This window comes from Microbacterium sp. SY138, from assembly GCF_039729145.1.
Lineage (GTDB): Bacteria > Actinomycetota > Actinomycetes > Actinomycetales > Microbacteriaceae > Microbacterium > Microbacterium maritypicum_A.
Genome location: NZ_CP155793.1, coordinates 140,122 through 161,428, shown reverse-complemented (window position 1 = coordinate 161,428; position 21,307 = coordinate 140,122). Strand labels below are relative to the sequence as shown.

21 protein-coding genes are annotated in these 21,307 nt (G+C 69.5%); 13 read left to right on the top strand and 8 right to left on the bottom strand.

Annotation, left to right across the window (positions count from 1 at the left end; all coding sequences use genetic code 11):
- The first annotated feature begins 9 nt into the window (after positions 1 to 9).
- The 5 genes from ABDC25_RS00770 to ABDC25_RS00750 all read left to right on the top strand — a co-directional run bounded on the left by ABDC25_RS00770 (position 10) and on the right by ABDC25_RS00750 (position 4,006).
- Positions 10 to 525 carry a helix-turn-helix domain-containing protein gene (locus ABDC25_RS00770; RefSeq protein WP_347124313.1) on the top strand — a complete coding sequence of 172 codons (516 nt, stop codon included), beginning with the start codon at positions 10 to 12 and terminating at the stop codon, positions 523 to 525.
- Between the two features lie 187 nt (positions 526 to 712).
- Positions 713 to 1,102 carry a GntR family transcriptional regulator gene (locus ABDC25_RS00765; protein WP_347124311.1) on the top strand — a complete coding sequence of 130 codons (390 nt, stop codon included), beginning with the start codon at positions 713 to 715 and terminating at the stop codon, positions 1,100 to 1,102.
- A complete protein-coding gene (locus ABDC25_RS00760) occupies positions 1,099 to 2,013 on the top strand; it encodes an ABC transporter ATP-binding protein (protein ID WP_347124309.1) in 915 nt (304 codons plus the stop codon). The genes ABDC25_RS00765 and ABDC25_RS00760 overlap by 4 nt, the downstream gene beginning before the upstream one ends.
- Positions 2,013 to 2,699, top strand: a complete 687-nt coding sequence (locus tag ABDC25_RS00755; protein ID WP_021200146.1) for a hypothetical protein — start codon at positions 2,013 to 2,015, stop codon at positions 2,697 to 2,699. The genes ABDC25_RS00760 and ABDC25_RS00755 overlap by 1 nt, the downstream gene beginning before the upstream one ends.
- 197 nt (positions 2,700 to 2,896) lie before the next feature.
- Positions 2,897 to 4,006: an aromatic acid exporter family protein gene (locus ABDC25_RS00750; protein ID WP_031207473.1), complete on the top strand. Its 1,110-nt coding sequence runs from the start codon at positions 2,897 to 2,899 to the stop codon at positions 4,004 to 4,006.
- A gap of 14 nt (positions 4,007 to 4,020) precedes the next feature.
- Here the strand turns inward: ABDC25_RS00750 and ABDC25_RS00745 are convergent, their stop codons facing one another.
- Complete coding sequence (locus ABDC25_RS00745; protein WP_021200144.1) at positions 4,021 to 4,611, bottom strand: helix-turn-helix domain-containing protein; 591 nt, start codon at positions 4,609 to 4,611, stop codon at positions 4,021 to 4,023.
- A 74-nt stretch (positions 4,612 to 4,685) separates the two neighbouring features.
- On the opposite strand from ABDC25_RS00745, the gene ABDC25_RS00740 reads away from it, so the two are divergent.
- Entirely contained in the window at positions 4,686 to 5,999 is a 1,314-nt protein-coding gene (locus ABDC25_RS00740; RefSeq protein ID WP_347124306.1) for an MFS transporter, read from the top strand.
- A gap of 33 nt (positions 6,000 to 6,032) precedes the next feature.
- On the opposite strand, the gene ABDC25_RS00735 is transcribed toward ABDC25_RS00740, so the two are convergent.
- Positions 6,033 to 6,251, bottom strand: a complete 219-nt coding sequence (locus tag ABDC25_RS00735; RefSeq protein ID WP_029258825.1) for an MASE2 domain-containing protein — start codon at positions 6,249 to 6,251, stop codon at positions 6,033 to 6,035.
- Between the two features lie 123 nt (positions 6,252 to 6,374).
- Between ABDC25_RS00735 and ABDC25_RS00730 the strand changes: the two genes are divergently transcribed.
- The 4 genes from ABDC25_RS00730 (at position 6,375) to ABDC25_RS00715 (ending at position 11,676) form a co-directional block, all read left to right on the top strand.
- Complete coding sequence (locus tag ABDC25_RS00730; protein ID WP_231494428.1) at positions 6,375 to 7,001, top strand: sigma-70 family RNA polymerase sigma factor; 627 nt, start codon at positions 6,375 to 6,377, stop codon at positions 6,999 to 7,001.
- Positions 6,998 to 7,453 carry a hypothetical protein gene (locus tag ABDC25_RS00725; RefSeq protein ID WP_021200140.1) on the top strand — a complete coding sequence of 152 codons (456 nt, stop codon included), beginning with the start codon at positions 6,998 to 7,000 and terminating at the stop codon, positions 7,451 to 7,453. Before ABDC25_RS00730 ends, ABDC25_RS00725 begins: the two co-directional genes overlap by 4 nt.
- A 57-nt stretch (positions 7,454 to 7,510) precedes the next feature.
- Entirely contained in the window at positions 7,511 to 9,082 is a 1,572-nt protein-coding gene (locus ABDC25_RS00720) for a S8/S53 family peptidase (protein ID WP_021200139.1), read from the top strand.
- A 143-nt stretch (positions 9,083 to 9,225) separates the two neighbouring features.
- Complete coding sequence (locus ABDC25_RS00715; RefSeq protein WP_347124303.1) at positions 9,226 to 11,676, top strand: CHAT domain-containing protein; 2,451 nt, start codon at positions 9,226 to 9,228, stop codon at positions 11,674 to 11,676.
- A gap of 253 nt (positions 11,677 to 11,929) precedes the next feature.
- On the opposite strand, the gene ABDC25_RS00710 is transcribed toward ABDC25_RS00715, so the two are convergent.
- From ABDC25_RS00710 to ABDC25_RS00690, 5 genes are read right to left on the bottom strand one after another with little or no spacing between them, the layout of a single operon-like run.
- Positions 11,930 to 12,706, bottom strand: coding sequence for a DeoR/GlpR family DNA-binding transcription regulator (locus ABDC25_RS00710; protein ID WP_021200137.1), 777 nt, complete (start codon positions 12,704 to 12,706; stop codon positions 11,930 to 11,932).
- Positions 12,706 to 13,560, bottom strand: a complete 855-nt coding sequence (locus tag ABDC25_RS00705; protein ID WP_347124301.1) for a class II fructose-bisphosphate aldolase — start codon at positions 13,558 to 13,560, stop codon at positions 12,706 to 12,708. Before ABDC25_RS00705 ends, ABDC25_RS00710 begins: the two co-directional genes overlap by 1 nt.
- A complete protein-coding gene (locus tag ABDC25_RS00700; RefSeq protein WP_347124299.1) occupies positions 13,557 to 14,501 on the bottom strand; it encodes a 1-phosphofructokinase family hexose kinase in 945 nt (314 codons plus the stop codon). The genes ABDC25_RS00705 and ABDC25_RS00700 overlap by 4 nt, the downstream gene beginning before the upstream one ends.
- Positions 14,498 to 15,490, bottom strand: a complete 993-nt coding sequence (locus ABDC25_RS00695) for an ROK family protein (RefSeq protein WP_081859622.1) — start codon at positions 15,488 to 15,490, stop codon at positions 14,498 to 14,500. The genes ABDC25_RS00700 and ABDC25_RS00695 overlap by 4 nt, the downstream gene beginning before the upstream one ends.
- A gap of 24 nt (positions 15,491 to 15,514) precedes the next feature.
- On the bottom strand, positions 15,515 to 16,411 hold the full coding sequence (locus ABDC25_RS00690) for an SIS domain-containing protein (RefSeq protein WP_347124297.1): 897 nt from the start codon (positions 16,409 to 16,411) through the stop codon (positions 15,515 to 15,517).
- 325 nt (positions 16,412 to 16,736) lie between these two features.
- Between ABDC25_RS00690 and ABDC25_RS00685 the strand changes: the two genes are divergently transcribed.
- From ABDC25_RS00685 to ABDC25_RS00675, 3 genes are read left to right on the top strand one after another with little or no spacing between them, the layout of a single operon-like run.
- The gene (locus ABDC25_RS00685) at positions 16,737 to 17,981 is read left to right on the top strand and encodes an extracellular solute-binding protein (protein ID WP_021200132.1); all 1,245 of its coding nucleotides are present in this window, start codon (positions 16,737 to 16,739) and stop codon (positions 17,979 to 17,981) included.
- A gap of 31 nt (positions 17,982 to 18,012) precedes the next feature.
- Positions 18,013 to 18,984, top strand: a complete 972-nt coding sequence (locus ABDC25_RS00680; RefSeq protein ID WP_029264718.1) for a sugar ABC transporter permease — start codon at positions 18,013 to 18,015, stop codon at positions 18,982 to 18,984.
- A 2-nt stretch (positions 18,985 to 18,986) separates the two neighbouring features.
- Complete coding sequence (locus ABDC25_RS00675; RefSeq protein WP_021200130.1) at positions 18,987 to 19,913, top strand: carbohydrate ABC transporter permease; 927 nt, start codon at positions 18,987 to 18,989, stop codon at positions 19,911 to 19,913.
- Between the two features lie 81 nt (positions 19,914 to 19,994).
- Here ABDC25_RS00675 and ABDC25_RS00670 read toward each other — a convergent pair whose 3' ends face one another.
- Positions 19,995 to 21,161 carry an ROK family protein gene (locus ABDC25_RS00670; protein ID WP_021200129.1) on the bottom strand — a complete coding sequence of 389 codons (1,167 nt, stop codon included), beginning with the start codon at positions 21,159 to 21,161 and terminating at the stop codon, positions 19,995 to 19,997.
- Positions 21,162 to 21,307 lie beyond the last annotated feature (146 nt).

The following is a 21,307-nucleotide window of genomic DNA, read 5'->3' as shown; positions in this document are numbered from 1 at the left end:
AGGACTCCGATGGCCGACGACAGCACCGACGACCTCGACCCCGAGGCGTCGATTCGCCACAGCGACTCCCACCGCGGGATGGAACCCGCCGAGCAGGCCGCGGCCATGATGACCGCGGCCGGGATGCCACGCATGCCCGCCCGCGTGATGATGGCGCTGATCGCCGCCCCCGAGGGCGGATACACTGCCGCCCAGCTCGGCGAGCGCCTCGGGGTCTCGGCAGCCGCCGTCTCCGGTGCGGTGCGCTACCTGCAGCAGCTGCACTTCATCCAGCGCCGCTCACGGCCCGGCGACCGGCGGGACCGCTACGAGTTCGTGCACGATCCGTTCTACAGCTCGATCGTCGGGAACATGCCGGTGTACTCGCGCCTGTCGGAGTACATCGACGACATCGCCGCCGCGCACGACGACGACCGGGGCGCGCATGACCGGGCCGTCGAACTGGCCGAATTCTTCCGCTTCCTCTCCGTGCGCATGCTGCAGATCGTCGAGGACTGGCGCGAGCACCGCCGCGACGCCGACTGACCGCAGCGCCCACCCGTCGGCCGAAACGGAGACCATCCGCGTGCGCTCCGGCGTGCCGCGCGTCGACGCGCCGGCCCCGGGACGAACGCTCTGGGTTTTCGCACGCGAGACGACGAGGGGTTGACACCCGCGCGGGTTGCATGGTTACTTAGTTGAGTAAGTAACCCACTCACCCAGCGGAGGACTCGTGATCGAAGAAGGCAAGCCGCTCTTCCTGCAGATCGCCGAGCAGATCGAGGACTCGATCGTCGACGGCTCGCTCGCCGAGGAGGCGCAGGCCCCTTCCACGAATGAGCTGGCCGCGTTCTATCGCATCAACCCCGCCACCGCAGCCAAGGGAGTCGCCATGCTCACCGACAAGGGAGTGCTCTACAAGCGCCGAGGCATCGGCATGTTCGTCGCCGATGGCGCCAGGGATCTGCTCCTCGGCGAGCGCCGTGCCGCCTTCGCCGACCGCTACATCGACCCGCTCCTCGCCGAGGCCCGCACGCTCGGGCTCGGCGCCGAAGACCTCGCGGCCCTGCTCCGGCATCGCGCCGCACTGACCACCGACGCAGAAGGGAAGACCCCCGCATGACCACCGTCATCGAGGTGCAGAACCTCAGCAAGCGCTACAAGGAGAAGCGAGCCCTCGACAACGTGTCGCTCGCCATCGAGGGTGGCGCCATCTACGGCCTCCTCGGTCGCAACGGGGCAGGGAAGACGACACTCATGTCGATCCTCACGGCCCAGAACTTCGAATCGTCCGGCACCGTGAAGGTGTTCGGCGAGCACCCGTATGAGAATGCGCACGTGCTCAGCCGGATCTGCTTCGTCCGCGAGAGCCAGAAGTACCCCGACGACGCGTACCCCAAGCACGCCTTCAAGGCTGCGAGCCTGTTCTTCCCGAACTGGGACCAGTCGCTCGCCGACGAGCTCATCGCCGAGTTCCAGCTGCCGATGAAGCAGACCATCAAGAAGCTCTCCCGCGGACAGCTCTCCGCGGTCGGCGTCATCATCGGACTCGCCTCGCGCGCCGAGATCACGTTCTTCGACGAGCCCTACCTCGGCCTCGACGCCGTCGCCCGGCAGATCTTCTACGACCGTCTGGTCGAGGACTACGCCGAGCACCCGCGCACCGTCATCCTCTCGTCGCACCTGATCGACGAGGTCTCCAACCTCATCGAGAAGGTCATCGTGATCGACAACGGCCGGGTCCTCCTGAACGAGGACACGGATGCGGTGCGTGACCGCGCCGTGACCGTGGTGGGTGACGCCGCGAAGGTCGACGCCTGGGTGGGAGCCCGCGAGGTGCTGCACCGTGAGGCGCTCGGCCGCGTGGCCTCCGTCACCGTCCTCGGTGCCGTGTCCCCGGCGGAGCGTGCGGAGATCACGGCCTCCGGGCTCGACCTCGCGCCGGTCTCGCTGCAGCAGCTGATCGTGCGCCTCACCCAGAAGGCCGAGGCCGACTCCACGAGATCGGCCATCACGAAAGAGGAGGTGCGCTGATGCGACGCACGCTCAACGTCATCCGCCTGCAGATGATCAATCGACAGACGTTCATCTGGGTCCCGCTGATCGTCCTCGCCGGAGCAACACTGATCTCGGTGCTGATCTACGCGATGATCCCGGGGGACTCCCCTAAATACGGCGGCGGCGGCCAGGCGCCCCTCTGGTACTTCTTCGCCATCGGGCTGTCGGCGATGACGCTCACGTTCCCGTTCTCCCAGGCGATGAGCATCACACGTCGCGAGTTCTTCTTCGGCACGATGCTGACCGCGGTGCTCGCCAGCACGTTCATGGGCGCACTCTTCCTGGTCGGTGGGGGCATCGAGGTCGCCACGAACGGCTACGGCGTGAACGGCTGGGTGTTCTATCTTCCGTGGCTGTGGGAGGCGGGACCGCTCGGGGCCTTCATCGTCTACTTCACGCTCGCGCTGTTCTTCTTCGTGGTCGGCTTCACGGGCGCCACGATCTACAAGAGCTGGGGGCTGACGGTCCTGACGATCACGTGGATCGCGCTGGCACTGATCCTCGTCGGAATCGTGTACCTCGTGACCAGGCTCGAGCTGTGGGGACAGGTCTGGACCGGGATCGGCGATCTGGGGGCCCTCGGCCTCGCGCTGTGGGGCCTCGTGGTCACCGCGGCCCTCATGGGCGTCTCGTTCCTCGCATTCCGCAGAGCCATCCCCTAGATCCGACCGCCTCGTCGACGCCGGTCGCCCTCCCGGGCGGCCGGCGTCGCGTGTGCGCGCTACCCGTACGTCCCCGAGGACGCAACCCGCTCGCCCCCGACGCACAGGACGCATAGGCTCGCGGGACCACCCGCCCCTACCGCACACGCCCCGACCGCGCCCATCCCGACCGCGCCGACCCCGACCGAGAGGACGCCGTGCCCCAGACCCGCACCCGGCTCCGGGTACGACGAGCAGGAGTCCAACGCGCACTCCACGACGCCGTCCGCCCCGCCCGCCTCCTGCTCGTGGCCAAGACGACCCTCGCGGTCGGACTGGCCTGGATGATCGCCCCGCACATGCCCGGGGTCACCGACGAGTACCCCTACTACGCTCCGCTCGGGGCGCTGTTGAGCATGTACCCGACGCTGATGGGTTCGGCGAAGTCGAGTCTGCAGACGCTGCTCGGCCTCGCCACGGGCATCGGGCTCGCCACGATCGTGGTGCTGACGATCGGCCCGACCTGGTGGAGCATCCCGCTGGTGGTCGGGGTCGGAGTGCTGCTCTCCGGTACGGGCTGGTTCGGTGTCGGTCGCGAGTACGTGCCGATGGCCGCGCTGTTCGTGCTGATCATCGGCGGGCAGGACGCCGATGACTACTCGCTCGGCTACCTGACCCAGACGGCCGTCGGGGTGATCGTCGGGTTGCTGGTGAACCTCATCATCGCGCCGGCACCCCTGACCGTCGCGGCAGCCGGGCGGGTGGCGGCCTTCCGGGAGCAACTGGCCGCGCACCTGCACGACATCGGCTCCGCGGTCTCGGAGTCGTGGCCTCCGGAGCACGAGCAATGGGCCGACGATGCGGCCTCGCTCGCCGACACGTCCTCCGCGCTGCGCTCGGCTCTGACGGAGGCGGACGAGAGCAGACGCGGCAACCCTCGCGCCAAGGGCCATCGCACCCGGATCCAGCAGAGCCACGATGAACTCGCCGCCCTCGACCGCATCGCGCACCTCATCCGCGACATCTCCGACGAGATCGCCGACACCATCTGGGATCGGCCGGCCGGCCTGGCGCTCGACCCCGCCCTGCCGGATCCCCTGTCCGCGGCCTGTCACGCGGTCGCCGACGTGATCGCTCGCGGTGACGCCTCGTCCAGTGACGATCACCGCGCTCGCGGCGAGGCGGCCCGTGCGATCCGACTGCTTCTCGAGACCGTCGACGACCGCACCATCGATGTCCGGCGGTCGATGGGACCCGGCGTGCTCACCGCCATGCATCTGCGGCGGATCCTGATCCTGAGCGGGACGCCCGCCCCGGCGGAGGAGTAGCAGCCTGAGCCGCGTCAGATGGTGTCGTCGGCGGCGATCAGATCCAGTTGCCAGTACCGACCCTCGGAGTCGGAACTGTCGTGGGCATCATCGGCAGCGCTCAAGACGTCGTTGATCTTCACCATCACATCGTCGAACTCCGACTCGGTGAGCCGGATGGTCCGCTGGGTGAAGGCGGCGTGCACCTCGGCCGTGCGCCCGGCCACGTACTCCGGGGTCCAGGCCATCACCCGGCGGATCAGATCCTGATGGTCCTCGACGAGGGCGGCGATCACCGCAGAGCCGAGAGCCTCGTCGGCGACGGGGCTCTCGGGCCCTCCGACGTTGAGCGCACCCTTGTGTCCGGTCCAGACACGATCGCGCCGATCGCGGGCCTTGTCGGGCGCCTCTTCGATGAGCCCGGCGTCGGCGAGCGCGCGCAGATGGAAGCTCGCACTGTTCGCCGGCACACCGAGCTCGGCGGCGATGTCGGCGGCGCGGAGGAACTCCCGCCGCGAGAACAGCCGGATCATCTGGCGCCGCAGTGGGTGCGAGTAGGCCTTGAGCATGGCCGAGGTCATCCAGACGGGATCGTCGCTGGTGCTCTTCGCGGTGTCCTCCGTCATGTGCCGATCCTACCCGCACCCAGAATTGCGCAATAAGAGTTGCGCAATAGTTCTTGCGCATCTATTCTCAAGACATGACCACCGTCACCGCGCCCCACCGCCTGTGGCGCAACACCCGATACCTCACCTGGCTGGTGAGCGACACGAGCAAGGGCCTCGCGGCCTCGCTGTTCGGCTTCGCCATCCCCCTGCTCGCACTGATCGTGACGAACGATCCCGCCCAGGCCGGCATCATCGGCGGTGCCGGCATGGTCGCCCGACTCCTCATGACCCTGGCCGGCGGCGTGCTGGCCGACCGCCACCGCCGCATCGCGTTGATGCTCCTCGGCTCCCTCATCGGCATCGTGCTCGCGGGCGGCTTCACCCTTCTCGCCCTCGGCGATGCGATGACGTTCGGGTCGCTGCTGGTGATCGACGTGCTGCTCGCCGCGCGCAGTGGACTCTTCGACGTCGCGGGCGAGAGTGCGATCAAGGAGATCGTGCCCGACGACGCGATGGGCCGTGCCCAAGCCGCGAACCAGGGACGCGATGCCGCTCTCCAGCTCGCAGGCGGTCCGCTCGGCGGCCTGCTGCTGGGCGTGGGCGGATGGCTCGTCGGCGTGGTCATGACGCTGTGTCACGCGATCGCGGCCCTGACCGCGTGGATGCTGGGGCGTCAGGTGCGCCGTGCTGGGATGATCGACACGGGTGCGGATGACGTCGCCGAGCCGAGTACCGTCGTCGAGCCCGGTGTGGCCGTGAAGCCGAACGCCTGGGCGGAACTGCGCGAGGGATTCGGCTGGCTGCTCTCCCGCCCCGACCTCGGCGGAGTGCTGCTCATCACGACCGTCATCAACCTCGGCTTCAACGCCACGATCACGACCATCATCTACGCCCTCCAGCAGGACGGCTACTCCGCGCTGCTGATCGGCACCCTGAGCGCGTCGATCGGAGCCGTGATGCTCGTGGGCGCGGTCTGTGCACCGCTGCTCGTGCCGAGGATCAAGGCCGGCGTCCTGACCATCGCCGGACTCACGGTCGTCTCGATCGGCGCGATCGCCCTCTCGATGGTGACCGATCCCTGGGCCATCGCGGTGGTACTCGGCGCCTCGGTTCTCCTGATCCCCGCGCTCAACGCCGGGATGATGGGCTACTTCATGGTCGCCACCCCGAGCCATCTGCTCGGTCGTGCCAACAGCGCCGCCGGAGTCCTCGGCATGGGTGCGATGCCGCTCGCACCGCTCATCGCGGGCTTCGGGCTCGCGTGGATCGGGAGGGAGTGGACCATCCTGATCTGCGCCGCACTGTGCCTGATCTCGGTCGTGCTCGCCGTGAGCAACCGTGCGCTGCGGGCGCTCCCGGTCGAGTCAGGCTGGGCCACGCACGCGAAACAGTACGAGAGGGTTTGACGCCGCGCGGCGGCGAGGCCCGACTCTTCCGGCCTAGAGAACGCCGGTCAGCGCCGCGATACCGGCGAGCAGGGAGACCAGGGCGAGCACGAGCGCGATCCCGATGAGCACCGCGTGCACCTTGAGGAACGCGGTGGCCCTGCCGTTCTCATCCCGCGCCCGCGGATCCTTGGCGACGCGCTTGTAGAACTGCGGCCAGACGAGAGCGTTGAAGACGGCATTGAGGAAGAGCACGACGGCGAGGGGGATCACCCCTCCACGCTATCGGCGTCACCTACGCGCGCGACCCACCGGGGAGCCGCGGGATTCTTGGATGCAGACATGTATCAGAAAGCCCTTGCCGCGCTCCTGGTAGGTGTGATCACAATGGGCTTCATGATCGACGGTGCACCCGGCACCGCTCACGATCCTGCCTCGGACGACGGGCGCGCACGCTGGGAGCGCGCCGCGGATCTGTTCGGTGCATGGCGCGAGAGCGACGGCCGCGCGATGGACGAGCTCGTACGGCTGATGACGCCCGTGCTCTGGCACGTCGTGCGCGCGTACGGGCTCGAACGCACGCTCGCCGAAGACGTCGTGCAGACCACGTGGCTGCAGCTCGTCCGCGGTCACGGGTCGATCAGCGATCCTCGCGCCGTGTCTGCCTGGCTCACGACCACCGCGCGCCGCGAGGCCTGGAAGGTCGCGAAGGCGCATGGCAAGGTCGACACGGCCGAAGCAGACGACCTCGACACGCTTCTTCCCGAGCAGGCCTCGGCTGAGGAGCACGCGGCGCTCGGCGACGAGAACCGTCGCCTGTGGTCGGCCGTGCGCCGCCTCAACGAACGCTGCCAGAAGCTGCTGCGTGTGATCGCTTTCGAGGATCGCCCCGACTATGCACGCATCGCCAGCGACCTCGCCATGCCCATCGGAAGCATCGGCCCCACACGCAATCGGTGCCTCGCCAAGCTGCGCGCCCTGCTGGACGCGCCGCCGACAGCGCAGACAGGGGGACTCGCATGACCGAGCATGAGGATGCCCAGATGTTCGCCCGGCTCCGCTCCCTGTGGAGCGAGGTCGATCCGATGCCCGCCGGCCTGATCGATCGCATGGTCGCCGCGGTCGCCGCCGACGGCCTGAACCGCGAGTACGCGCTTCTGACCCTCGTGGAGGGACAGTTCGGCGCGGTGCGGGGCGAAGCGGATGCGCTCACCCTGCAGTTCAGCGACGGCTCCACGAGCATCCTGCTGCACGTGACGACCACCGCGTCCGGTCACCGCCGCGTCGACGGCTGGGTCGACACCGCTGCCGCGGAGATCGTGCTGACGCAGGGCGAGAAGACACGGTCGGTCTCGCCGGAGGAGACAGGACGCTTCGTGTTCGACGATGTGCCTCCCGGCCTCACACGCGTGAGCCTGACGACCGTGATCGGGGACGAGACGCGCACCCTCGCGACCCCGCAGTTCGAGCTGTGATCGCGGGCACCGCCCGTCGATGAGGACGCGGGGCGACCCGCACGGAGAGGATGACGCATGGATCAGCCCAAGGGATGGACCTGGCAGGACCGCGCGGAGGGATCGATCCGCCGGGGCACGGCACTCGACCCGAGCACGGAACCGGTGGACGGCATCCGCGCGTTTCCGACGGCGTACCTGCCGGAGCGGCTGCTGATCACCCGCGCCCTCGGCGACGAAGAGGCCTACGACCGCGAGGTGCGCACCCTGCGTGATGCAGCCGACACCTTCGGATGGCAGCTCGAGATCGAGGACGGCACCCGCTCGGCACTCGACGGCGAGCTGGTTCCGGGAGTCCCCGGCTTCCTGCGCGCACGGCTGCGCACCCCCGACGAACCGGTCCGCGGCGAATCGCCCGTCGCACCCGACGCCTGGCGCGTGCTCCAGCGCGCCCGCCGCATGTCCCGCTCCACGATGCCGCGCACGAGCCTCGACCACGTGCTGTCCATCGACCCGGTCGGGCTCAATCCGTTCACCCGGACGAACCCGTTCACCCGCACCAACCCGTTCACGCGCACCAACCCGGTGCGCGGCGCCGGAGGGGGCGCGGGCGGCAGCGACGACTACCTCGAGCCCGGACGCGGCGCGCGACAGCCCGTCACCTGGTTGGGCCCCGCTCCGGTGCGCGGGCCCGCACCGAAGCGCGGACGGCGGCCCGTCGTCGCGGTGCTCGACACCGGCTGCGGCGAACACGCCTGGCTGCCCGCCGACATCGTCACCCGCACGGTCGACCTCGACGGCGTGCCGGTGGGGCTGACCGACGACGCCGACCCGGAGCGCTACCCCGACCTGTACGGGCAGCTCGACGGCGAGATCGACGCGGTCGCCGGGCACGGCACATTCATCGCCGGGCTCGTCCGACAGGCGGCCCCGGATGCCGATATCCTCTCCATCCGGGTGGCCGGAGCCCTCGGAGTGGTCGACGAGAGCACCCTGCTCGAGACCGTCGCCCAGGTCGTGACGCTGCTCGCCCGCCACCGGGAGGATCCGAACACGGGCTTCCCGATCGATGTGCTGAACCTGTCGCTCAGCTACTACCACGAGACACCGACCGACGGACTCTTCAGCCTCACGCTGTACCAGCTGCTCGCCAAGGCGCGCGAGCTCGGATGCGTGGTGGTGTGTTCGGCCGGGAACGACGCGATCGACCGCCCTTCCTTCCCCGCGTCGCTCTGGCCCTGGCCTGGTGCCGACAATGGCATCCGCCCCGACAAGGACGCGCCGCTCGTCTCGGTCGGAGCTCTCAACCCGTCGGCGCAGTCGGTCGCCCTCTTCTCGAACATCGGCCCCTGGGTCCGGGTCTATGCACCGGGCGCGGCCGTGGTGAGCACGTCACCCGCGTTCGTGGGCGGCACCCAGGCGGTGACGAGGGCCGACGTCGACGGTCTCCGCCGCGAGACGATCGACCCCGACGACTATCGCGGCGGATTCGCGATCTGGAGCGGCACCTCCTTCTCCGCCCCGTACGTGGCCGCGCGCGTCGCCGCGCAGCTCGGCACCGTGCCGGTCGGCGGTGTCAGCCCCGGAGCCGCGGCGAAAGCCGTCGCCGCGGTGCTGAAGTCGCTTCCGGATCCCGTGGACTCCGCCTGATCGATCGCGCCTGATGCACCCGGCCTGATGTACCCCCGGGACGAGCCGTCCGTACCGATGCGGGCGGCCCGTCCTGGTGCGCGGGGTGTTCCGCGGAATCCGGGCTCTTCCCTTGCAGACCCGACGCACGGCATTCTGGAGGGATGCCCCTGTCCGCGATCGAGCTGCACCGGCGCGGCGTCGAAGCGGCGAACGCCCGACGATTCACGCAGGCACGACGCGCGCTCGACACGGCAGCCACCCGCACCGACGACCCCGACCTCCGCGCGCGCATCGACGGCACGGTCGCCTACGTGCTCGCGCAGACCGGAGAGCCCGCGGCCGCCGAGCAGCTGTGCCGCGAGGCCCTCGGCCGAACGGGCCTCCGTGCGGAGACGATCACGGTGCTCAGCGGCCAGCTCGGCACACTTCTCATGCACGGCGGGCGGCTGGACGAGGCGGAAGTCGAACTGACCCGCGCCATCGACACGCTCACGGCGATCGGAGACGAGACCACCGAGCTCGCGAACTGTCTGATGAACCGTTCGGTGGTGCGGATGCAGCAGCGCGAGCTCGAGACCTGCGTCGAGGATCTGCGGCGCGCGGTGGCCGTGTACGAGGCGAACGACGATGACGAGCCCCTGGCCGAGGCGCGGCACAATCTCGGCTATGCGGCGCTGCTCGGGGGCGACCTCGTCACCGCGCTCACCCTGATGACCCGTTCCCGTCCGAAGCTCGCCGCGATCAGCGACCTCGCCGCGGCGATCAGCGACCTCGATCGGGCGGAGGTGCTGCGCGACGCGGGCCTCACGACCGAGGCCGAAGCGCTGCTCGAACAGGTCGCCGCCCAGTTCGGCGCGCAGCGGATGCGGCAAGCCAGGGGCGAGGCGGAATTCCACCTCGCCCGCTCGCTGCTGCGACATGATCCCGCCGCCGCAGAGCGGGCGGCCCGCACCGCCGCCCGACGTTTCACCGCACTCGGGAATCACGGGTGGGCGGCGCGTGCCGAAGCGGTGCGCCTCGAGGCGCAGCAGCGGGCGAAGCCGCACCGCCCCGTCGACGGCGACGATTTCGCGCGCACCGCGAAGGCGCTCGACCAGGGCGGCTTCCGCACCGAGGCGACAGGGCTCCGCCTGAGCGCTCGGCGTGACGGTTCCGGCCGGCTGCCGCGGCTGGACGATGCGGCCCCGACACCCCTGCGCCTGCGTGCACACGAGGTGCGCGCCGCTCGCGCCGCAGCCGCCGGTCGCGACCGCGATGCCCTCCGGGCAGCCGCCGATGGCCTCGATCTGCTCACCGCCTGGCAGCAGTCGTTCGGCGCTCTCGACCTGCAGGCGTCGGTCGCGATGCACGGCAGCGACCTGATGTTCGCTGGACTCGCCGCGGCCGCTCGACGGCGCGAACCCGCCCTCCTGTTCGAGTGGTCGGAGCGTGCGCGGCACCTCAGCCAGCAGGTCGCCCCCGTGCGCCCCCCGCACGACGAATCCCTCGCGGTCGATCTGGCGGAACTGCGCATGCTCCGTGCCGAGCTGGCCGGCGCCGACTGGACGACGGATGCGAGGGTGCGCGCCCTCCGTGATCGGGTGCGCGAACGACAGTGGGCGGCGACCGGCTCAGGCGGCACGCGCGAACGGCTCGGACTCACGGAGGCGATGGCGCTGCTCGATCCCGACCTTGCCGTCCTGTCATACGTGTTCACCGGCACCGATCTGCATGCGGTCGTGGTGACCGCCACCGGAGCGACCGTCGTCGATCTGTCCTGGTCGCGGGTGCAGTCGGCGCTCGACGGCCTCCGCGCCGACCTCGACATGGCCGCCCTGACCCGTGGCGGCCTGATGGGCGAGGTCACCGAAAGGGCGCTCGCCTCGCGCCTGGCGATCCTCGACGCCGAGCTCCTCGCGCCGCTGCTGCTCGCCGCGCCGTCCGCAGCACGACTGGCCATCACGGTACCCGGAGCGCTCGGTGGAGTTCCGTGGGCGATACTCTCCGGCATGTCGGGCACCCCGTTCACGCTCGCGACATCCGTCTCGCGCCTGCTGGCCGGCCCCTCCCGCACGATCACGCGGCCGGCCTCGGTCGGATTCGCCGCCGGTCCGCGTGTCGCTCGCGCCGGTGACGAGGTCGAACGGGCAGCGGCGGCCTGGCGACGCGCCGGGGTGGCACCGCAGACCCTGCTGACCGGGGAGGCGACGGTCGCCGCGGTCACCGAACTCGCCGCAGCCACCGATGTGCTGCACATCGCCGCGCACGGCAGGCACGCGGTGGACAACCCGCTGTTCTCCGGATTCGAGCTCGCCGACGGCATCCTCTTCGGCTACGACGTCGATCTCATTCCGCGGGTCCCGGCGACGGTGATCCTCTCGGCCTGTGAGCTCGGACGCTCGTCGGTGCGCTGGGGCGAGGAGGCATTGGGCATGACGCGGGTGTGGCTGCACGCCGGTGCCGACTGCGTGATCGCCGCCCCCGTCGCGGTCCCCGATGATGTGGCCGGCGATCTGCTCAGCGCTGTGCACACCGGTCTCTCCGCGGGTGCCGCACCGGCCGTCGCGCTCGCGAAGGCCGCGATCGACACCGGCGTGAACGCGCCGTTCCAGTGTCACGGAAACGGATTCTGACTTTTCCTCCATTCGGTGTATCAGAACCGATGCCGCACGCTCCTGTTCTTCGGAAGGTGCCATGCGAAGGGCCTCGAAGGGTGAGGCGCGAGGGAGGCGCAGTCGGATCTGGGGATCAGGCGCACTGGGGAGCGCGAGTACGACACGGACACCATCTGCTCGGGGGCGTCGCGGCATGCAGCCGCGACACCCTCAGAGGGCCTCGACGATCTGGGGACGTCGGGGCCCTTGGGGTGTCCGACAGCGTCCGGGCTCAGGCGACCAGCACCGCGTATCCGGCCGCGCGGAGGGCGGCGAGCACCTCGGGATCCGCTCCGGCGTCCGTGATGACGGTCGGGAAGAGGTCGACGCCGCCGACCGTCGAGAACGCCTCCACGCCGAGCTTGCTGCCGTCGGTCACCACGACCGCACGCCGGGCCCGCTCGGCCATCATCCGGTTCACCGCGGCTTCGCGCTCGTCCTGCGTGGTCGCACCGGCGACGGCGTCCATCCCGTTCACGCCGATGAAGGCGATGTCGAGCCGCACCCCGCGCAGCAGCTGCTCCACGAACGGACCGACCAGTTCGTAACTGCGCGAGTGGATGACGCCGCCGGTGACGACGACCTTGATGTCGGGGCGGGTGGCGAGCTGGGCGGCGATGTTCACGGCGTTGGTGACGACCGTGATGCCGCCGTTGCCCGAGAGGTCGTCGCGCGCGGCGAGCGCTGCGGCGATGGCGGTCGTGGTGGTTCCGCCCGAGAGTCCGACGACCATGCCGGGGGCGACCAGGCCGGCGGCGGTCTGCGCGATGCTTGCCTTCTCGTGCGTGCGCAGGTGGCTCTTGTAGCGGATGGGCAGCTCATAGGCGACGGTCTGCGCCACCGCACCGCCATGGGTGCGGGTGAGCAGGCGCTGCTCGGCGAGGGTGTCGAGGTCTCGGCGTGTGGTCGCCGACGAGGCCTCGAACCGTTCGACCAGCTCTTCGACCGTCACCTCGCCCTTCGCGGCCAGGAGGTCGAGGATCGCGTTCAGCCGAGCCGCCCGCTTCATCAGGCGACCGATTCCGCCGGCTGCAGCGCGAACAGCCGCAGCATCCGCGCCGCTTCACCGGCGAGGGCGTCGCGGGCGGGGGCGAGGTATTTGCGGGAGTCGACGAGACGCTCATCGGCGTCGAGCTTCTCGCGCACCGCCCGCGTGAAGAACCCGTTCAGGTGCGTCGAGACGTTGATCTTCGTCATGCCCGCCCGCACGGCGTCGGCGATCACGGCATCCGCGACGCCGGAGGACCCGTGCAGCACCAGCGGCACCGGCAGGGCCTCGTGCAGTCGTGCGATCAGGTCGAGGTCGAGGGACGCCGTGCGGTCGGTCATCGCGTGCGAGGAACCCACCGCGACCGCGAGCGCATCGACGCCGGTGGCCGCGACGAACGCACGCGCCTCGTCGGGGTCGGTGCGCACACCCGGAGCGTGCGCCCCGTCCTTGCCCCCCACCTCGCCGAGCTCGCCCTCGACGTAGACCCCCGCCTCGCGGGCACGGGCGGCGACCTCCGCCGTGAGAGCCACGTTGTCGTCGTAGGGCAGGGCGCCGCCGTCGAACATGACCGAGCCGAAGCCCAGTGCGATGGCCTCGTCGACCAGTTCGGGCCGCTCAGCGTGATCGAGGTGCACAGCCACGGGCGTCTGCGCGCGCCTGGCCACCGCGAGCGTGGCGAGCGCAATGGGCTCGAGCCCGCCGTGATAGTCGGCGCAGTTCTGCGAGATCTGCAGGATGACGGGCAGCTGCGCGAGGGCGGCGGCCCGCACCAGCCCCTCGGCGGTCTCGAGGTGGATCACGTTGAAGGCGCCGATGCCGGTGCCTTCGGCGGCAGCGGCGGAGACGAGGTCGCGAGCGGAGACGAGGGTCACGAAGGGTCCTTCCGGAACGATTCAGGATGGGGATGCGAGATGCGGAGCTGTTGTTCGAGCTCCGTCCAGCGCGACGAGATGTCGCCGGCCAGCGGGGTCAGCACCGCGGCGGCGGACCAGGCGGTGGCCCGGCGAAGGATCTGCTCGGGATCGCGCACCCCCTCGGCGTACAGCACGGCGCAGGCGGCGACCCCGGCATCACCGGCGCCCGTCGGGTTGCCCGCGAGGGGTTCGTCGAGGCGAGCGTGCACGAGTGCGGACGCCGTGACCGCGAGCATGCCCTCGGCCCCCAGCGAGAGCAGCACGAGTTCGGTGCCCCGGGCGATCAGCGATCGGGCCCCTTCGACAGGGTCGGCGATGCCTGTGGCCTCGACCAGCTCGGCCGCGTTGGGCTTGAGCACTGCGGCTCCGGCCTCCGCCGCGCGCAGCAGAGCGGGTCCGGAGGTGTCGACGATCACCGGCACTCCGGCGTCCTTCCCCACCGCGATGAGCATGGGGAGCAACGACTCCGGCGCGCCAGGCGGCACACTGCCGGACACGACCAGCACTCGCGCACCCGACAACCGTTCGACGACCTCGGCGAGCAGCGCCGCCCATTCGGCATCGGTCGGATTCGCACCCCGCTCATTGATGATCGTGGTGTCGCCGAGCGCCTCATCGACCACCGCGATGCTGCGGCGGGTCTCCGCGGCGACCGCCACCAGCGCGTTCGGCACACCGCTCGTGCGCAGCTCCGCGGCGAACTCCTCGCCGACCCGACCGCCCACGGTGGTGACCGCGAGCACGTCCGCACCCTCGGCGTGCGCCACCCGCGCGACGTTGAGTCCTTTGCCGCCGGCACGAGCGGCCCCGGCATCCGCCCGGTGCGTTCCGCCCTCGACGAGCCGATTGACGCGCCAGGTGAGGTCGAGGGCGGGGTTCGGAGTGACGGTGAGGATCATGTGAGCTCCCGTGCGCGGAGAGCGGCGCCCAGCAGCCCTGCGTTGCCGGAGAGCTCGGCGGGGACCAGCGCCGGGATGCGATGGAAGCTGAGCCGGGCGGCCAGGCGCGTGCGCAGCTCATCGAACAGGGCGCCGCCGGCGCGGGAGAGTCCGCCGCCGATGACCACTGCTTCCGGCGCCACGACGGCGGTGAGCTGAGCCAGAGACATCGTGAGCGCGTCGAGCGCGGAATTCCAGATGTCCCCGGCCACCTCGTCGCCGGCCGCCGCGCGGGCGATCACGTCCTTCGCTCCGTCCGGAGCGATCCCGGTCGCCTCGCGATACCGCCGGGCGATGGCACCGGCCGAGGCGACGGCTTCGAGGCAACCGCGTGCGCCGCACGCGCAGATCGGCCCGTCCGCGATCGGGGAGTGCCCGATCTCACCCGCGTAACCGCCGGCGGTGTACGGGACGCCCCCGACCAGCAGCGCACCGGCGATCCCCGTGCCGATCACGAGCACCACCGAATCGGCGTAGTCGCGCGCGCCACCGAGTCGGCGTTCCGCCCAGCTGGCGGCACGGACATCGTGGTCGAAGGCCACGGGCAGCCCGAGGCGTTCAGCGGCGAGGTCGCGCAAGGGCGAGTCGTGCCAGCCGAGGTTGCTCGCGAAGACGCCCAAGCCGGCATCCGCATCGACGATCCCGGGCACGACGAGTCCCACCGCCTGCGGCACGACAGAGGGGTGCGCGGCGCGGAGCTCCTCGGCCAGCACCTCGAGACGCTCGAGCAGCACCTGCGTGCGGTCGCCCTCGGCGATCGGCGTGGGCGTGCGGCGCAGTCCGAGGGCGGTGCCGTCGGCGTCGAACAGGGCCGACTTGATGTCGGTGCCGCCCACGTCGAACGCCAGCACGGGGGCACCGACGCCGAGCGTGCGCACGGCGGCGAGCTTCTCACCGGTCGCGTCTCGCTCGACGTCGGGAACGGCATCCGTCCCGTCAGCTCGGGTCATGGTCAGCTCCGGCGGCGGGTTGCGTCATGCATCCAGGATGACGGATCGCGTGAGGTTGCGGGGCTGGTCGGGGTCGAGGCCGCGGGCGACGGCGCGGTCGAGCGCGGTGCGGTGCAGGCGCACGAGGTCGGCGAGCGGGTCGATCGACCGCTGCTCGAAGCGGGCGCCGGTGGCCTCGACCTGCGCAGCGAGTCCCTCGGGAGCCTCGCCGAACTGCCAGGTGACGCGGCCAGGGGCCGCGATCGCGATCGGACCGTGCCGGTAGTCCATCGAGGGGTACGCCTCGGTCCACGACTGCGAGGACTCGCGCAGCTTCAGCGCGGCCTCGTGGGCGAGGCCGATCGTCCATCCGCGACCGAGGAACGTGTACTGCTCCGCGTCGCGCAGCTCGTCGTCGCCGCCCTCGGCGAGCACGGCCTCGGCATCGGTGATGGCGCCGGAGAGGTCTTCGCCGAGCGACGCCCGGAAGAGCGCCAGCGCGGTGGTCGCGAATCGCGTCTGCACGACCGACTGCTCATCGGCGAACGGGAGCAGCACCGCCTCGTCGGCGAGCGAGACGAGCGGCGAATCCGGATCGCCGATCACTCCGATGGTCGGGATGCGCCCCTTGATGCGGTCGACGAGCTCGAGCACCTCGCTCGTGGTCCCGGAACGGGTGAGGGCGACGACGGCGTCGTATCCGCGATCGAGGAAGGCCTCGGACGCCGCGTAGGCGTCGGTCTCACCCTGACCGGCGGACTCGCGCAACGCGGCGTACGACTGCGCCATGAACCACGACGTACCGCATCCGACGACGGCGATGCGGGCTCCCGATGCGGGGAGCAGTGCCTGCTCGGCCTTCAGATCGGCCGCCCGCGCCCACATCTCCGGCTGGGAATTGAGTTCTTCGCGCATGTGTGCGCCGGGCAGCGATTCGGACATCGAGGTGCCTTTCTGGCGATAAGTTGCAGACTTGTGATCGTTTGAAGACTAATTCGATCATAGTATGGCGTCGAATCACAACACCAACAGCTTTACCTTGATTTGTTTGTTCTCCTGACAAATAATCAGACGAGTTCCACCCTCGACGTCGACCCCGGCCGAAGTCGAGAGCCCCGAGCCCCGGCTTGAACGATCGCGGCTGCCTCATGGCGAAACGATCACCCACGCACTGTCGCGTGATGTGCTTGCGACTGTGCACCACACCCCCTCCCGAAGCGGCCCTGCCGCCGAGGGTTCGGACATCACAGTGAGGAATGCAATACACATGAAGAAGTCACTGCGGTTCGGCGCCGCCGCCATTGCGGCCGTCGCCACGCTCTCGCTCGCTTCGTGCGGGTTCGGCGGTTCGTCCGGCGACAGCGGAGGCGGGGACGGCTCGACCACCCTCGACCTCCTCGTCCCCAGCTACTCCGACGGCACCAAGGCCAACTGGGAGACGGTGATCGACGGGTTCGAGAAGGCCAACCCCGACATCAAGGTCAAGCTCGAGGTGCAGTCGTGGGACAACCTCGAGAAGGTCGTCTCCACCAAGATCCAGGCCGGCGAGGCACCGGACATCTACAACGGCGGACCCTTCGCGGGCTTCGTCGGCGATGAGCTGCTCTACCCGACGAAGGACGTCGTCTCCGACGACACCTACTCCGACTTCCAGGAGTCGTTCCTCAAGAACGCCGAGGTCGACGGGACCGCCTACGCGCTGCCGATGATCGCCTCGGCGCGCGCCCTGTTCGTCAACAACGCGCTGCTCGACCAGGCCGGCGTCGAGGCGCCGACCAACTGGGATGAGCTGCTGGATGCCGCCACCAAGGTGTCGGCACTCGGCGGCGGTGTCGCCGGCTACGGCATGCCGCTCGGATCGGAAGAGGCACAGGCGGAAGCGGCCGTGTGGCTGTGGGGCGGCGGCGGATCGTTCGGCGATGCCTCCGAGATCACGATCGACACCCCGGAGAACCTCCCCGGTGCCGAGCAGATCAAGAAGATGATCGACGCCGGTGCGACGCAGGCCGACCCGGGTTCCACGCAGCGCTCCCCCCTGATGGACATCTTCATCCAGGGCAAGATCGGCATGCAGGTCGGCCTCCCGCCGACGGTCGGCCAGATCAAGGAGAACAACCCGGACCTGGACTACTCCATCGTTCCGATCCCGACGAAGGACGGCTCGCCCTTCACCCTCGGCGTCATGGACCAGCTGATGGCGTTCCAGAACGATGGTGACAAGCAGGAGGCGATCACCAAGTTCTTCGACTACTACTACTCCGCCGACGTCTACGTGCCGTGGGTGCAGGCCGAGGGCTTCCTGCCGGTCACCAAGTCCGGCGCCGAGCAGCTCTCCGGCGAAGAGGCCCTCAAGCCGTTCCTCGACGTGCTGCCCGACGCGCAGTTCTACCCGTCGACGAACCCGAAGTGGTCCGCTGCCGACGGTGCGTTCAAGTCGCTGTTCGGTCAGATCCAGTCGAAGCCGGCACAGGACGTGCTGACCGAGATCCAGGCACAGGTCGACGCGGGCTGAGCCCGCTGATCGGAGAGGTTCGGGTACCCGAATGAGCCAGAAGACAGAGTCCTCGAACCTCGCGGGGGCGGCGAAGAGCCGCCCCCGCACTCCGAAGACCCCGGATGCCACGCGTGGCAGGCCGGGCGGAAAGGATCTTCTCCAAGCGCTGCCGTGGATCGCACCGGCGCTGCTGCTCATCATCGGCGTCGTGCTGTTCCCCGCCGGGGTGATGTTCTTCAACTCGACGCGTGACATCTCCCTGTCGGGCCTCGACAAGGGGTCCGTGGGCTTCGACAACTTCGTCACGGTCTTCACGTTCACCGAGTTCTGGCCGATCTTCTTCCGCACGATCGTGTGGGTGGTCGCGGTCGTGACCCTCACGGTCGTGATCTCGCTCGGTCTGGCGCAGATCCTGAACAAGGCCTTCCCCGGGCGCCAGCTCGTGCGCATGGCCGTGATCGTGCCGTGGGCCGCATCCGTCGTGATGACGACCATGGTGTTCTACTACAGCCTCGAGCCGTACTTCGGCATCTTCAACAAGTTCCTCTACGACATCGGGCTCTCCGATGACGCGGTGGGCTACGGCTGGACGAAGAACCCCGCGACGGCCTTCACCTGGTCGATCGTGATCGCGATCTTCGTGTCGCTCCCCTTCACGACCTACACGATCCTCGCCGGACTCCAGTCGGTCCCGGCCGACGCGATCGAGGCGGCGAAGATGGACGGCGCCGGCCCTGCCCGCACCTACTGGTCGATCGTGCTGCCGCAGCTGCGCAGCGCTCTGGCCGTGGCCATCCTCATCAACATCATCAACGTCTTCAACTCGCTGCCGATCCTGAAGGTGATGACCGGGTCGATCCCCGGCTACGGCGCCGACACGATCATGACCCTGATCTTCAAATACATCGAGCTGCAGAAGAAGGTCGATGTCGCGAGTGCCCTGTCGGTGGTCGCGTTCCTCATCGTCATCGTGATCGTCGCGGCGTACGTGAAGATCGTCAAGCCCATGAAGGAGGTCTGATCATGACCATGACCGAGACCGAGCTCGTGACCACCGCCGGAGGCCGCGGTCGTCGCACGCCGCCGACACCCGGCCGCAAGCGCCGCTACACCGAAGACCAGGTCACGCTGCCCCGGGTGATCCTGCGCACCGTCGCCGGTCTCCTGGTGCTCGCCATCTTCGTGCTGCCCTACCTGATCATGTTCTTCGGCTCGGTGAAGACCAAGTCGCAGATCCGGTCGGTCGATCCGACCTACCTCCCGATCGAGTGGCACTGGGAGAACTACATCTCGATGTGGTCCACCCCCGAGACGCCCCTGCCGTACAACCTGATCTCGACCATCGTCATCGCCGTGTTCGCGACGCTGCTGGTCCTGCTGGTCTCGCTTCCGGCGGCGTACTACACGGCGCGCTTCAAGTTCCCCGGCCGCATGGTGTTCCTGTTCCTGGTCATCGTCACGCAGATGCTGCAGCCGGCCGTGCTCACCTCGGGTCTGTTCCGCCAGTTCACCGTGCTCGGACTCGGCGACACCTGGATCGCGATGATCTTCATCAACGCGGCCTTCAACCTGTCGTTCGCGGTGTGGATCATGCACTCGTTCTTCGCCGGCATCCCCAAGGAGGTCGACGAGGCCGCGCAGATCGACGGCGCCGGGCGCTTCACCGTGCTGTTCAAGATCAACCTGCCGCTCGTGTGGCCGGGCATCGTCACGGCGATCGTGTTCACCTTCGTCGCCTGCTGGAACGAGTTCGCGGCATCGCTCGTGATCCTGTCGACCGACAAGAACCAGCCGTTGTCGGTCGCTCTGACCAAGTTCGTCGGTCAGTACGAGACGAGCTGGCAGTACGTGTTCGGCGTCTCGATCGTCGCGATCCTGCCCGTGGTCATCCTGTTCATGCTCATCGAGAAGCGTCTCGTCGGCGGCTTGACGGCGGGCAGCGTCAAGTAGCCCTCCGCATCCGCGCGTCGACATCCGCTTGACGACATCCGCCCGATGGGAGCACCCGTCGGGCGGATGTGCGTCTGCCGGTCAGGAGCGCGACGTCGATGCCGCGCGCAGCTGCTCGGGATTCCAGCGCACGCCGAGCGCCGACGTCAGTGCGGCCTGGGCGGCTCCGGCGGCGAGCGACACACGAGGATCGGCGTAGCGCACCGGAACCTGCGCCGTGCCGCGGGCGGGGTACTCGGTCTCACGGCGCACGCGATCGAGGAAGCGCGGTCCGAGCTCGGTTGCCGGGCCGCCGATGACGACCTCGATCGGGTCGAGCAGCGCGCCGATGAGCTTGACGGCTCTGGCCAGCGCGCGAGCCCCCTCATCGAGTTGCTCCTCGTCGGCCTGAGCCGCGAGCGCGCGGATCTCCGGGGCATCCATGGCGTCGGAGAAGTCGTCGCCGAGCATCGCCCCGAGAGCGGCGGCCGATTCCAGGCAGCCGCGCTGCCCGCATCGGCAGGCGCGCGCGGCGTCGCCGAACACGACCTGCACATGTCCGATCTCACCCGCGCGGTCTCGGGGGCCGGGAGCCAGCTCGCCGTCGAGCGTGACGGCCGCGCCGACACCGCCGCCGAGATGGATGAAGAGGCGGTAGCCGGACGGCGACTCCTCCATACCCGCCTCGGCGATGGCTTCGGCGTCGACGTCGTTGATCAGCAGCACGGGCGCTCCCAGCACACGCTCGAACCGGTCGGCGAGGGGGACGTTCTGCCACTTGAGCTGCACGCTCTCGAGCACCGATCGCCCATCGGTCGTGCCCGGCAGCTGCACGCCGGCGGCCAGGAGCCGTCCGCCGAACTCCTCCGCCACGGCCGACACCGCCTCGTCGAGGGTGCGGTCGCGGTTCTCGGCGGTGTAGCTCACGCGACGGAGGTCGACCTCGGTGCCGTCGAGCGCCACGAGAGCGATGTCGGCGTGCAGGGGCTGGATCACCAGCACCAGGATCAGGTGATGGTCCGCATCGACGCTCAGAGTGGTCGCCCGTTTGCCACCGGTGCTCGCCGCCTGCTCCCCTTCGACGATCAGCCGGTTCTCGATGAGTTCGGCGACCAGCGATGACGCGGTAGCGGCGGTCAGCCCGGTCGACCTCGCGATGCCCGCGCGCGTCTGCGTGCCCGGATTCCGGAAGACCAGCTGCAGAGCCCGGCGCAGGTTCGCACGCCGAACAGACGCCTGGGTGTCGAGGCCGTCATCCGTGCTGAGCATGTGTTCCCGTTCCGACGCTCGCCCGTCGCGAGCTGTTGACAGATCGTGGCGCGATCCGTAGTCTCTCCCTAAGTTTATTCATTGAACTTAGTTGGTCAATGAATCTCACAAAGCTCCGGACGGGCGAGTGCTGCACACACCGTCGC